General features: G+C 26.8%; 12 protein-coding genes. 7 read left to right on the forward strand and 5 right to left on the reverse strand.

The features are described from left to right. Positions 1–187: 187 nt before the first annotated feature. From JG677_RS04675 to JG677_RS04690, 4 genes are read left to right on the forward strand one after another with little or no spacing between them, the layout of a single operon-like run. The gene (locus JG677_RS04675) at positions 188–1,153 is read left to right on the forward strand and encodes a L,D-transpeptidase family protein (RefSeq protein WP_325099529.1); all 966 of its coding nucleotides are present in this window, start codon (positions 188–190) and stop codon (positions 1,151–1,153) included. After that, positions 1,153–2,142: an alanine racemase gene (locus JG677_RS04680; protein ID WP_200285437.1), complete on the forward strand. Its 990-nt coding sequence runs from the start codon at positions 1,153–1,155 to the stop codon at positions 2,140–2,142. Before JG677_RS04675 ends, JG677_RS04680 begins: the two co-directional genes overlap by 1 nt. Continuing rightward, positions 2,142–2,609, forward strand: a complete 468-nt coding sequence (locus JG677_RS04685; RefSeq protein ID WP_200217661.1) for a tRNA (cytidine(34)-2'-O)-methyltransferase — start codon at positions 2,142–2,144, stop codon at positions 2,607–2,609. Before JG677_RS04680 ends, JG677_RS04685 begins: the two co-directional genes overlap by 1 nt. A 48-nt stretch (positions 2,610–2,657) precedes the next feature. Beyond that, on the forward strand, positions 2,658–4,103 hold the full coding sequence (locus JG677_RS04690) for an alanine/glycine:cation symporter family protein (protein WP_200285438.1): 1,446 nt from the start codon (positions 2,658–2,660) through the stop codon (positions 4,101–4,103). Positions 4,104–4,133: 30 nt separating this feature from the next. Here the strand turns inward: JG677_RS04690 and JG677_RS04695 are convergent, their stop codons facing one another. Together JG677_RS04695 and JG677_RS04700 are read right to left on the reverse strand one after the other, a co-directional pair. Next, a complete protein-coding gene (locus JG677_RS04695) occupies positions 4,134–4,862 on the reverse strand; it encodes an amino acid ABC transporter ATP-binding protein (RefSeq protein ID WP_200285439.1) in 729 nt (242 codons plus the stop codon). Continuing rightward, positions 4,855–5,595, reverse strand: coding sequence for an amino acid ABC transporter permease (locus JG677_RS04700; RefSeq protein WP_200285440.1), 741 nt, complete (start codon positions 5,593–5,595; stop codon positions 4,855–4,857). The genes JG677_RS04695 and JG677_RS04700 overlap by 8 nt, the downstream gene beginning before the upstream one ends. Before the next feature lie 250 nt (positions 5,596–5,845). On the opposite strand from JG677_RS04700, the gene JG677_RS04705 reads away from it, so the two are divergent. Next, positions 5,846–6,424, forward strand: coding sequence for a DJ-1 family glyoxalase III (locus JG677_RS04705; RefSeq protein ID WP_200285441.1), 579 nt, complete (start codon positions 5,846–5,848; stop codon positions 6,422–6,424). Positions 6,425–6,514: 90 nt separating this feature from the next. Further along, positions 6,515–10,105 carry a DNA polymerase III subunit alpha gene (gene dnaE, locus JG677_RS04710; RefSeq protein WP_200217656.1) on the forward strand — a complete coding sequence of 1,197 codons (3,591 nt, stop codon included), beginning with the start codon at positions 6,515–6,517 and terminating at the stop codon, positions 10,103–10,105. On the opposite strand, the gene JG677_RS04715 is transcribed toward dnaE, so the two are convergent. Together JG677_RS04715 and JG677_RS04720 are read right to left on the reverse strand one after the other, a co-directional pair. Next, positions 10,100–11,116: a fla regulon two-component system sensor histidine kinase FlgS gene (locus JG677_RS04715; protein WP_200217655.1), complete on the reverse strand. Its 1,017-nt coding sequence runs from the start codon at positions 11,114–11,116 to the stop codon at positions 10,100–10,102. The genes dnaE and JG677_RS04715 overlap by 6 nt on opposite strands. After that, complete coding sequence (locus tag JG677_RS04720; RefSeq protein WP_200285443.1) at positions 11,113–11,880, reverse strand: DUF234 domain-containing protein; 768 nt, start codon at positions 11,878–11,880, stop codon at positions 11,113–11,115. Before JG677_RS04720 ends, JG677_RS04715 begins: the two co-directional genes overlap by 4 nt. A 142-nt stretch (positions 11,881–12,022) precedes the next feature. Between JG677_RS04720 and JG677_RS04725 the strand changes: the two genes are divergently transcribed. After that, positions 12,023–13,294 carry an aminotransferase class V-fold PLP-dependent enzyme gene (locus JG677_RS04725; protein ID WP_200169098.1) on the forward strand — a complete coding sequence of 424 codons (1,272 nt, stop codon included), beginning with the start codon at positions 12,023–12,025 and terminating at the stop codon, positions 13,292–13,294. A gap of 3 nt (positions 13,295–13,297) precedes the next feature. On the opposite strand, the gene JG677_RS04730 is transcribed toward JG677_RS04725, so the two are convergent. Further along, positions 13,298–13,855: transporter substrate-binding domain-containing protein (locus JG677_RS04730; RefSeq protein ID WP_200285442.1), on the reverse strand; the 558-nt coding region annotated here is incomplete at its 5' end.

Genomic DNA, 13,855 nt, shown 5'->3' on the forward strand with positions numbered 1-13,855 from the left:
AGCTAATATAAATATATTTTTTTTCATAAAGTATCCTAGTTTATCAATTTGTATTTTGATGAGATTTTTTAGTATACCGTAAATAAAATGTGAAATTATTTAAAATTTAATTTACATCGTTTTTTAAGAAAAATTAATATATAATTTTAGTTTTGAATAGTTTTTTAAAGGATCATCGTTGTTTAAAATTATCATTGCTGTATTATTTTTTATTTCAAGTGTTTGTGCTTCGGATTTTGTAAAAATTTATCTTGATAATGGCTTAGAAGCAGTTAAAACTGCTATAGAGCAAAAATTAACTAGCAAAGATTTTTGGCTAGAAGAGCTTAAAGATCAAAATGTTTCTTTGGGATATTATAAAGATGAAGTTATTATTGTTGTTACCAATAAAACAAAGAAAATTCTTAAAGTTTATTCTTACAATAAAGGCAAAGTTGAAGAAAAATTTGAACAAAAAGATGTTATTACTGGTTTAATGGGCGATAAGCAAAAAGAAGGAGATTTAAAAACTCCTATTGGTTTTTATGAGTTAGGAAAAAAATTTAATCCAGGTGATCCTTATTATGGTCCTTTTGCTTTTGCAACAACTTATCCAAATTTGCTTGATAAAGTACAAGGAAAGACAGGTGGCGGTATTTGGATCCATGGTTATCCTTTAGATGGAACTAGAATTGATGAATATAAAACTAGAGGATGTATTGCTTTGCTTAATAAAAATTTAGATAGTTTTGCGGCAATTGTTAAAGATAAAAAAGTTTATGTTTTAACAGAAGAAAAAGATAAAGTTTATGGAAAAAAAGATGAAATCGCATCTTTATTGGCTTCTTTGTTTGAGTGGAAAGATGCTTGGACGATAAATGATATTAAAACATATTTAAATTTTTATGATGAAAAAGAATTTAAAAGATTTGATAAAACTCCCTTTTCTCAGTTTGCAGTAATGAAAAAAAATATTTTTTCAAAAAATGAGAAAAAAGACATTAAATTTTCAGACATTAGCATAAGTCCTTATCCAAATTTGGAAGGAAAAATTATGTATAGAATTTCTTTTTATGAAGATTATTATACGAAAAATTATCAGTTTAAGGGTAATAAGGTTCTTTATGTTAGACTTGATAAAGAAGGCAAAATGAAAATTCTTGCAGAGCAATAATGTCTTTAATCAAATTAAATCAAAAGGCTTATGAATTTAATTTAGATCAAATTGCTAATAAGACTGGAAATTTTGATCGTATTATTTGTGTTTTTAAAGATAATGCATATGGACATGGAGCAACTCTTTTAGCTCCTATTGCTAAAAATAAAGGCATTAATTTTATTGCTGTTAAAAATGAGCAAGAAGCAAATGAACTTAAAAATTTTTTTGATTCTATTTTAATTCTTTCGCATCGTCCAAATGGTAACGAAAATCTAAATTTTATTTATGCTTTGAATGATATAAATTTAATTGAAAAATTTAAACCTTTAAGCAGAATTCATTTAAAAATTGATACAAATATGCATAGAAATGGAATTAAATTTCAAGATCTAGATAAAGCATATAATAGCATTTTAAAATACAATTTAAAACTAGAAGGCGTTTTTACACATTTTTCGAGTGCAGATAGTATAGATGATTTTTATTTTAAACAAAAAAATAATTTTCAAAAAGTAAAAGAATGGTTTTATAAAAAATGTGATGAAAAACTGATTTTTCATTCTTTTAATTCAGCAGCTTTGTTTAATTCACCAATCCCCGAAGATGAATATTGTAGAGTAGGGCTCGTTCAATTTGGTTATGGAGCTTTACATTTAAAAAAAGTTTTAAGTCTTTATGCTCATAAATTAAGTCAAAGAATTTTAAAAGCAGGGGAGAGTATAGGTTATTCTAATGCTTATACAGCGCTTAAAGATTTAAATATAGCAACTTATGATTTAGGTTATGGTGATGGGTTATTTCGTTATGATGCTAAAGGGGAACTAAGGCTTGTAAATGGTAAGAAAATACTTGGAAAAATGTCTATGGATAGTTTTTCTTGCGAGGACAGTGGAGATGAAATTTGTGTTTTTGATGATGCATCAGTATGGGCAAATTTTTTTAATACTATAGACTATGAAATTTTAGTTAAGCTTCATCCTGGTATCAAAAGGATAATAATCTAATGTTTAATATAGTTTTGGTTTCACCAAGAATTCCACAAAATACAGGAAGTATTGGTAGGATGTGTTTTAATGCAGGTTTTAATTTGCATATTATAAAACCTATTGTTTTTGACTTAGAAGAAAAAAAGCTTAAAAGAGCCGGTCTTGATTACTGGGATAAATTAAATCCTATTATATGGGAGAATCTTGATGAGTTTTTGAAAAAAAATATAAAATATAAAGATCGTTTTTTCTTTGCAACTACAAAAAGTAAAAAACCTTATTTTAAAGTTCAATTTCAAAAAGATGATTTTTTATTTTTTGGGAGTGAGAGTTTTGGTCTTCCACAAGATTTAATGCAACTTAATTGGCAAAATGCAATTACCATACCAATGAAAGCTTATGGAAGAAGTCTTAATCTGGCTACTAGCGTAGGAATTATAACTTATGAAGCATTAAGACAGAATTTCTCTTTTTTTACTTATTGATTTTTTAGAATAATTGTGTAAAATATTTTATTAACTTTAGGAGTATAAATGAATTTAATGGAAGTTGGCAATTTTATAGATAAAGTATTACCTAAAACAGATATTATAATGGTTGTTTTATTGATTATTTGCGGTCTTTATTATAGTTTTAAAACGCGTTTTGTTCAGTTTAGAATGCTAAGTAGTGTTTTAAAAATATTAACAGAAAGAACTAATGAAAAAGAGCATATTTCTCCTTTTCAAGCATTAATGATTTCTACAGCTTCAAGAGTAGGTATAGGAAATATTACAGGAATTTCCATTGCAATTGTTGTTGGAGGTCCTGGCGCTTTATTTTGGATGTGGCTTATGGCCTTTTTTGGAGGAGCTTCAGCTTTTGCTGAAAGCACTTTAGCACAAGTTTATAAATCAAAAGATGGGACAGGGGGTTATAAGGGTGGTCCGGCTTATTATATAAAAAAGGCATTGGGTTCAAAATTGTTAGGAGCATTTTTTGCTCTTATTTTAATTATTACTTATGCTTATGGCTTCAATGGTCTTCAAAGTCAAAATATCACTTCAGCATTTGAAGTTTATTATAATATGGCTAATCCAAACTCATCCATTTCTTTTATGCAAAGTCATTGGCCTTTGATTATAGGCGGTATTTTAACTTTATTTAGTATTTGGATGTTTTTTTCTCATCATACTAAAATAGGAAAAATAAGCTCTTTAATAGTTCCTTTTATGGCATTAGCTTATATTTGCCTTGCGGTTATTGCAGTATTAATGAATTTTGAGAAAATTCCTATGGTTTTTCATATGATTTTTCAAAGTGCTTTTGATTTTAAGGCCATATTTGGAGGTTTTGCTGGTTCTGTTTTAGTTATAGGAATTAAAAGAGGACTTTTTTCTAATGAAGCAGGTATGGGATCTGCTCCTAATGCAGCAGCAGCAGCGCTTACTAGTCACCCTGCAAAACAAGGAATTATTCAAGCTTTTTCCGTTCTTATTGATGTTATAATATGTACAAGTTCTGGTTTTTTAGTATTATTTTCTTTAACTTATTTAAACAATATAGGAGTAGATGGAAAACCTATTTTTACAGCTCTTCCTTTGGTTCAACATGCTATGGATGAGTATTATGGTAAATTAGGTATACATTTTATTTCTATTTCTATTGTATTATTTGCTATTACTTCCTTAATAGGAAATTATTATTATGCTCAAGCTAATGTAAAATATTTAAGCGATTCTAAAGTTGTTATGAATCTTTTTAGAATCTCAGCTGTACTAATGGTTTTTATAGGTTCTCAAATGGATTTAAAGTTAGCGTGGAGTTTAGCTGATTTAACAATGGCTTTTATGGCAACTACAAATATAGTTTCTTTATTGCTTTTAGGTTCTATTGTTAGTAAAGTTTTAAATGATTACAATTTGCAAAAAAGTCAAGGCAAGGATCCTCAATTTAGTGCTTCAAAACTTGGTATTAAAAATGCAGAGTGTTGGGATTAATTAAAAAAGACTTTAATGGGTCTTTTTTAATTAATGATTTAAAACTTTATTTAAAAATTCTTTTAATCTTTCGTTTTTGGGATTTTCAAAAGTATTATAAGGATTTTCATCTACAAGGATATTTCCTTGCTCCATAAAAAGTATTCTATTTGCTACATTTTTTGCAAATCCCATTTCGTGGGTAACCACAAGCATTGTTAAACCCTCTTTAGCAACTTCTTTCATAATATTTAAAACTTCTCCTATCATTTCAGGATCAAGTGCAGAAGTTGGTTCATCAAATAAAATTACATCAGGATTCATCATTAAGCTTCTTGCAATAGCTATACGTTGTTTTTGTCCCCCAGATAATTGATGGGGCATAGTATTTTCTTTATTGCTAAGTCCTATTTTTTTAAGTAGTATTCTAGCTTTTTTAATAGCTTCTTCTTTGGTTAAAATTTTTGTTTTAATAGGTGCTAAACATAAATTTTCTAAAATATTTTTATTATTGAAAAGATTAAAATGTTGAAAGACCATACTTACTTTTTGTCTAATAAGATCAATATTAACCGATGGATCTAAAATATTTTGATTTTTTATATAAATTTCTCCACTAGTTGCTATTTCAAGTTTATTAATACATCTTAAAAATGTACTTTTACCACTACCACTAGGTCCAATAATAGCAATGATATCACCTTTATTAATTTGTATATTAATATCTTTTAAAACATTTAAATTTCCATATTTTTTTGATAAATTTTTTATTTTAATCATTATTATTTAATCTCTTTTCAAGTTTTTGTACAATTAGAGTAAATATTTTTACATTGATATAATATATAAGTCCTGTAAATATAATAGGTTTTGGATTATAAAGTAAAGCTTGTAAGCTTTTACTTTGCATTGTGATATCTAAAACACTTATAAAACCAACAGCGGAAGTTTCTTTAAATAAAGAAATAAATTCATTTGCAAGTGCAGGTAAAGTACTTTTTATAGCTTGAGGTAAAATAATCTCTTTCATAGTGATTTTATAACTTAATCCCATGGCTCTTGCTGCTTCCATTTGTCCTTTATCTACACTATTAATTCCAGCACGAACAATTTCTGCAATATAAGCTGAACTATTAAGTCCTAAAGCTAAAATAGCTGCATAGAGATTATCAACAAAAGTAAAAATAACGAAGGCAAAAATCATAAGCTGTAAAATTACAGGTGTGCCACGTATAATATCAATATATTCATCTATAAGAAGGTTTAAAAATTTAATTTTTGAAAATCTTAAGATAGCCAAAGAAAATCCTAAAACTATACCAATAATAATACTAGAAATGGTTAAAAGTAAAGTAGTAAAATAACTTTTAACATAAGCTTTAGCATCTTCTGTATAGGTATATTGAAGTTCATTATTTACATTAACTTGTAAAATTTCTATAGGAAAAGAAAAATAACCCCAAAGAATTATTATTGCAAAAAAAATAAAAGTTTTGATATTTTTTTGAGTCAATTTTCAACCTTAAAATCACAAAATAAAAAGGACTTATTTTATTAAAAAATCTCTTGATTTTTTCTTTAAAATTTAAATTTTTGTGTTACAATTTTTTATAAATTTTTAGTGGTTTTAGCTATGTTTGATTGGATTATTACGACTTTATTTTTTATTTTTATGATATGTTTGATTGTAGGTTTTAACCACCAAATTCAAGAAAAAGCAAAATTAAGAAATGAGAGAGAAAAAAGATATAAAAGGAAATAAAATGATTAAAAAAGTTTTAATTCCCTTAGCTCAAGGTTTTGAAGAACTTGAATTTATAGGGATAAGTGATGTTTTAAAAAGAGCTAGTGTCTTAAGTGATAATCTTGAGATATATATAAGCTCTTTAAATAAAGAGCTTATAGTCAGTGGAGCACACGGTATTCAAATTAAGGCTGATTTTATTCTTGATGATATTGAAGATAAAGAATTTGATGCTATTGCTCTGGCCGGTGGTTTTGAGGGCATGAGTAATCTTAAGGCAAATGCTACAATTTTAAATATCATTAAAAAACTCAATTCTAATGGAAAAATTATTGGCGCTATTTGCGCATCGCCCATTGTCCTTAATGAAGCTAGAGTTTTAAAAGGAGAATTTACTTGTTATCCAGGTTGTGAAAAAATGCTTAATGGAGTTTGGGTTAATAAAGCTGTATGTGTCAATAAAAATATTATCACAAGTGCTGGACCTGCAACTGCTGTTTTATTTGGATTAGAGCTTGTAAAAGCTTTATGTGGTGAAGAAATTTATGAAGTTTTATACAAGGCTATGCTTGTTCCTTTGCTTAAAAGTATAAATTAAAATTTTTAGTTTAAATTTATATAACTTTTTTAAAAAATTTAGAATTAGAATTCTATAATTTCCTTAAGAATTTAATTTTTAAGGAAATTAATGAGTCAATTTACCCATCTTCATTTACATACAGAATATTCTTTACTTGATGGAGCTAATAAGCTTAAAGAACTTGCTGATACTTTGAAAAGTCAGGGTGCAACTAGTGTTGCTATGACAGATCATGGCAATATGTTTGGGGCTATTGATTTTTATCAAACAATGAAAGCAAAAGGTATAAAGCCTATTATAGGACTTGAAGCTTATTTACATAATCACGATGATATCAGTGATAAAAGTTCAAGACAAAGATTTCATCTTTGTTTGTACGCTAAAAATGAAATAGGCTATCAAAATTTAATGTATTTAAGCTCTCAAAGTTATATTAAAGGCTTATATTATTATCCGCGTATCAATAAAAAAATTTTAGAAAAACATAGCGAAGGTTTAATTTGTTCCTCTGCTTGCTTGCAAGGCGAGGTAAATTGGCATTTAAATAACCAAAATGAAAGAAATGCTCGTTTTGGTGCAAAGGGATATGAAAGTGCAAAAGAAGCAGCTCTTTGGTATAAAAAAGTCTTTAAAGATGATTTTTATTTAGAAATTATGCGTCATGGTATCAATGATCAAAGGATTATTGATGATGATATTATCAGACTTTCAAAAGAATTAGATATTAAAATTATAGCTACTAATGATACGCATTATACTTTCAAAGAAAGAGCTGCAGCACATGAGGTTTTTATGTGTATAGCTATGGGAAAAAAACTTAATGATCCTAATAGAATGCGTCATAGTGTTCATGAATTTTATGTAAAAACTCCACAACAAATGAGCGAACTTTTTGCTGATATTCCAGAAGCTATTGAAAATACACAAGAAATAGCTAATAAATGTAATTTAGAATTAAATCTTGGCAACCCAACTCCTCCAAATTTTAAATTTACGCGTGAATATGCAAAAGAGTATAGTTTAGTTTTAAAAGATCAAGAAAAAGAATTTAGTTTTGATAATGATGATATAGTTTTTGAATATCTTTGCAAAAAAGGACTTGATGAGAGACTTAAATTTATTGATAAAGAGAAACATGAAGAATATAAAAAAAGATTAGATTTAGAAATACAAATTATTAAAAATATGAAGTTTTCAGGCTATATGCTTATAGTCCATGATTTTATTAAGGTAGCTAAAGATAAAGGAATTCCTGTTGGTCCAGGTAGAGGTTCAGCTGCTGGAAGCTTGGTTTCTTATTGTTTAAAGATAACCGATATTGATCCTTTGCCCTATAATTTGCTTTTTGAAAGATTTTTAAACCCTGAGCGTGTTTCTATGCCCGATATTGATGTTGATTTTTGTCAAGATAGACGCTCTGAAGTAATTGATTATGTGATTGATAAATATGGTTCTGATAAAGTTGCACAAGTTATTACCTTTGGTAAGCTTTTAGCACGTGGTGTAATCCGTGATGTTGCTAGAGTTTGTGATATGAGTATAGCTGATGCAGATGAACTTGCTAAACTTATTCCAGAAGAGCTTAAGATAACTCTTGAAGCAGCTTATGAAAAAGAACCAAAAATTAAAGAATTTATAGAAAAACATCCTAAAGGTTTAGAGGTTTGGGAATATGCAAAAGCATTAGAGGGATTAAATCGTAATGCAGGTATGCATGCAGCTGGTGTTGTAATTTCTAATGAGTCTTTATGGAAAAAAACCCCTCTTTTTAGACAGAGTAAAAATGACGAAAGACATTTAGTCACTCAGTATTCTAAGGATCATTTAGAAGATGTTGATTTGATTAAATTTGACTTTTTGGGTTTGAAAACTTTAACAGTAATTAACAATGCTATTAATCTTATAAAAAAACGCTATAACAAAGATATTATTTGGGAGAGCATAGATGTAAATGATCCTAAAGTTTATAAAACTATACAAAGTGGAAATACTTTAGGTATTTTTCAAATAGAATCTGATGGAATGCAAAGCTTAAATGCAAGATTGAAGCCAGAAAGATTTGAAGATTTAATTGCGGTTTTGGCTCTTTATCGTCCAGGTCCTATGGAATCAGGAATGCTTGATGATTTTATCGATAGAAAACACGGTTTAAAAGATATTAAATATCCTTTTGATGTATTAAAAAATATTTTAGAACCAACCTATGGGGTTATAGTTTATCAAGAACAAGTAATGCAAATAGTTCAAATTATTGGAGGTTTTTCTTTAGGAGGTGCTGATGTAGTACGTCGCGCTATGGGGAAAAAAGATCCCGAAAAAATGAAAAAGCTTAAAGATGAATTTGCAGATGGAGCGCAAAATCAAGGCTACAATAGAAAAGATGCCGAAGATCTTTGGGAGCTTATTTTAAAATTTGCAGGATATGGTTTTAATAAATCTCATTCTGCTGCTTATGCACTTATTACTTTTCAAACGGCTTATTTAAAAACTTATTATCCGAGTGAATTTATGGCAGCGCTTTTAACAAGCGAAGAAAATAATGTTGATAAAGTTGCTACTTATATCGAAGAGATGAAGAGAATGAACATAAAATTATTACCCCCTAATATTAATAAAGCTATCCGTGAATTTAGTGCTATAGAGCTTGAAGATGGTAAAGATGCTATTGTTTATGGACTTGGAGCAATTAAAAGTGTTGGTATTCCTGCAGTTGAAAATATTTTAGAAATAAGAAAAGATAAAGAATTTGAAGGTATTACTGATTTTCTTAGCAAAATTGATCCAACTAAAATTAATAAAAGAACATTAGAAAGTTTGATAAAATCAGGCGCATTTGATGAATTTGGCTATACAAGAAAATGTTTATTTAATAATCTTGATAATTTAGGTGATATTTCAAGACAAGTAGCAGAAATAAGAAGAAATATTGCTAATTCTTTATTTGGAGAAGATGAATTAACTCAAGATGTTAAAGTTGATATTATTTCTACTCCAGAAGAATTTGATTTGATGGAAAAACTAAATTATGAAAAAGAAATCTTAGGAATTTATGTTTCAGGTCATCCACTTGATAGTTTTTTTGATGATATTAAAGATATAGAATATACAAAAAGCATAGATTTTTCAGAGTTAAAAGGAGGTGGAGAGCTTTTAAATGTTGGAAAAATGGAAGATTTTAAATCTATGGTAAGTAAAAATAATAAACGTTTTGCAAGGCTTGAAATTTTAGATTTTTATTCTTCTTATGAAATTACTGTTTTTGAATCAAATATTGAAAAAATAGAAAAAATTTATAAAGATGAAAAAAGCAAGAATTTAGCTTATGGATTTTTTCTTCATTACAAAAGCGATGAAGGTAAGGTAAGTTTTTCTTTAAAAGATGTAAAAACTTTAGAAGAGTTAAAAAATACAGAATATAAAGCTTTAAAAGTAAATTCGAAAAATTATAAAAAACAAGATTTTATTAAAGAGCCAAAAGAATTTGAAAATAATATTATAGAGCTTGATTTAAGTAAATTAAATCGTGAACTTGTTTATGAGATACATGAAATTGCTAGAAACGCACACAATCCAAATGAAAAAGGAAATAAAAAATTGGTTTTAAGGATTATAAATTCTGGATCTTGTTTGCTTTATCATACAGATTTTATTATTTCTGATAGTATAAGCGAGCACATTCTTAATAGATGTAGCTCATAAAGGTAGGGTAAAATAAAAATTTTTAGGATCTTTTTTAAAGCCAATTTTTCCTTTGTGAGCTTCTATAATTTGCTTACAAAGGCAAAGTCCAAGTCCATTGCCTTTAAGTTTGGTAGTTTTAAATGCTTCAAAAACTAAATTTTCATCTTTAATTTGGATTCCATTATCAAAAACTTCTATAATTAGAGTTTCTTTTTTCAAAGAAGCTTTAATTTGGATTTTAGGATTTTTACTTTCATTTTCTTCAATTGCATCAATACTATTATAAATTAAATTTTGCAAAACCAAGCTAATAAGGGCTTTATCTGCTTGGATATTTAAACTAAAAAAAGAAATATCAAATTCTATGTCCGAATAAAAATTATAAGAATTAATGGCTTGTTCGCATTCTTCTTTTAATTCTAAAAGATTAAAAGTATGAAGATTTATATGAACACCTTTAGTAAAAAGTAGGGTAGAATTTACTATACGCTCAACCCTTGCAATAGCTTTTTGAATTTCTAGTACAATATGCTTGTTTTTTAACTCACTTCTTGAGAAAAGAGTAGAGGCAAGTAAAGAAATAGAACCTATCGGATTTCTAATTTCATGGGCTAAATGAGCAGCAACACTCCCCATGCTAGCAAGTCTTTCGTTACGTTTTTCATCGCTTATATCTGTAGCACTTATGATAGTTTTATCACTTTGTTTAATGATTTTAATTGTGTAAAATTTTGTCTCAAATTCCAATTCATAATGCTCTTTATCTAAGCTAATTTGTTCTAATAAATTTTTATTTTTTAAAGCTTGATGATTTTGCAAGATGATATTTTTTTTAGGATCTAATATCCATAAACAAGTAGGTAAAACTTCTATAATCTCGCTTACCATTGCTCTTAAAGAGTTATAGCTTTCATTTAAAATTTTATATTCATTTTCTATTACATAGGTTTGTTCGATTAAATTTTTTAGTCCTTCTTGTAAAGTTTCTTTTTCATTAGAATCAAGACTTTTAAGTATATTTTCATTCATATATCTTCCTTAAATAAGAATTCAAAATCTTTTAGTTCAAATAAAAGTAATTTTTCATTTTGTTTTTTATTGAGCTCTTTGCTAAAGCCATTTTTTGAAAAAATAATATAATAATCAACATTTAAATTTAAGATTTCAGCTTTTTTTTGAAGTTCATTGAAAATATTTTTGCAAATTTTTTTATTTTTAAATTTAACTTCCCCAATAAAACTTAAATTGTTATCTTTGTAATATAAATCAATTTCTAATTTTCTATCCCAATAACTTTCAACAGGATAGATATTGAATTTTTTTTCTAAAAATTCTCTTGCTAATTGTTCAAAACAGAATCCTTGATAATGCTCTAATTCTTTTTGAATTAAATTTAAAATAAAATCAAATTTTTTCTCTAAAATTAAATGTTCATAAGGTTTTAAAAATCTAAAAAAAAATCTTAAAAAATGATTTTTAAAAATAAATTTATCTTGTATAACATACCCTCTTAGCTCTTTTTTTATTTTATTTCTTTTATCTTTTTTTATTTTTTCTTCTTTGCTTTTTTCTAGTTTTAAAATCCCTGTTTCTAATAAATGATTGCTAATAGCTTTTGCTTTAAAATGATTGATTTTTCTGTTAATAGAATAAATTTTTCTACTATTTTTTGCTAAAAGATTTAAAGCGTAAGAGCTTAAAAAATCAAAAGAAAATTGTTGATTTAACGAAGTATAATTTTTAAGAAGTATATTTTCAATACTTTCAAAAAAAGGTAAAGAAAAATAAGAAATATTTAATCCATCAAAAACACTATAAAAATCAAATAATTGTTCAGCTGGTAGATAAGAATGTGTTTTTGCAAATGTGCTAAAAGTAATATTTTTCCTTTATATAAAAATTATTATTGTATAATTTTAGCAAATTTTTAAAGGATTGTATTTGGAAATTGAAGATTTAAGAAAAGATATTATTTTAAAAAAAGGAAGTTATTATTTTGATTTCGCAGCAAGTGCTTTAGCACTAAAAAGCGTAGAAAAAAAAATTTCAAAGATTTTGCCTTTTTATGCTAATACCCATTCTGATAGTTCTTTGCATTCTTTTAAAATTCAAATGCATTATGAAAATGCAAGAAAAGATATTAAAAAAAGTTTAAAATTGGATAATAATTTTGCTTTAATTTCTTGTGGTACAGGATCTTCAAGTGCTATAAAAAAATTCCAAGAATTGCTAGGAATTTATGTTCCACCTAAAATAAAAGAAAAATATTTTAAAGATATGGATATTAAAAAATTACCTTTAGTTATTGTAGGTCCTTATGAGCATCATTCCAATGAATTATCATTTAGAGAAGGGCTTTGTGAATGTATTAGAGTTCCTCTTGATAAAAACGGAGAAATTGATTTTATTTTTTTAGAAAAACTTTTAGAAAAAAATAAAAAAAGACAAATCATTGCAAGTTTTTCTTTAGCTTCTAATGTTACAGGTGTTTTAAGTGATTATGAAAAAATTTCTAAATTAGTTAGGTCTTATAAAGGTATTGTTGCTTTTGATGCTACAAGTTTTATTCCTTATAAAAATATATCTTGTAAATTTTATGATGCTTTATTTATAAGTTCTCATAAATTAATAGGCGGTATTGGAGGATGCGGAATTTTGGTGATTAAAAAAAATCTTTGTGGCTCTAAACCATCTTTTGCAGCAGGAGGAACTGTTGGATATGTTTCAAGAACAACTCAATGCTATCTTTGCAATGAAGAAGCTTTGGAAGAGGGTGGAACTCCTGGAATTTTACAACTCATAAGAGCTAGTTTAGCTTTTAAGATTAAAGATGAAATTGGATTAAAACAAATACACAAAGCTGAAGAAAATTTAAAAAAATACTTTTTTTTAAGGTTAAAAGAGATTAATGATTTAAAGCTTTATGCGGAAAATTTATATAAAAGATTACTTATTTTTTCTTTTAATATTAAAGGAATTTCACCTTTTGATCTATCTTACGAGCTTAGTAAAAAATTTCACATAGAAACAAGAGCAGGTTGCACTTGTGCTGGACCTTATGGGCATGATTTATTAAATCTTAAAGATAATGCTAAGATTACACAAAGACCAGGATGGTTGAGAGTTAGTTTGCATTATACACATACAAAAGAGGATATTGATTATTTTTTTAAGGCTTTAGAGAAAGCCTTATTAAGATTAAGATAATTCTTATTTTAATTGATATTTTATAAGCAAGTTTTCATATATACCATTTTGCTTAAGTTTTTCCAAAGTTTGGTTAATTTTTTCTATAAGTTCTTTTTGTTTATCTTTGTCAAAAGCAAAACTAAATCCACTGCTTCCATCATCTTCTTCAAAAAAAGAACTAAGATCAGTATTTTGTTCTAAGTATCCTTTGGCAACATCTTTATCTAAGATGATTGCATCAATCTTTTTATTTTTAAGAGCTAATATAGCAACATTTAAATCAGCATTTGCTTCAACTATTGCATTTTTAATATTCTTAGCAGCATTTTCTTGCAAGGTTCCAAGTTGAACACCTATTTTTTTATTTGCTAAGTCATCTTTAGTTGTTAAGCTTGTATCATCTTTTCTTTTGATATAAAGATTTTTAGTCATATAATAAGTATTGCTAAAATCAGCATTTTTCTTTCTTTCTTCTGTAACACTCATAGCAGAAGCTATCATATCAATTTTACCAGTTTTTAAAGCAGGAATTAATCCATCAAAATTCATTTCTACCCAATTTAAACTAATATTTAAATC

It is taken from the genome of Campylobacter sp. TTU-622 (assembly GCF_016598965.1).
Lineage (GTDB): Bacteria > Campylobacterota > Campylobacteria > Campylobacterales > Campylobacteraceae > Campylobacter_D.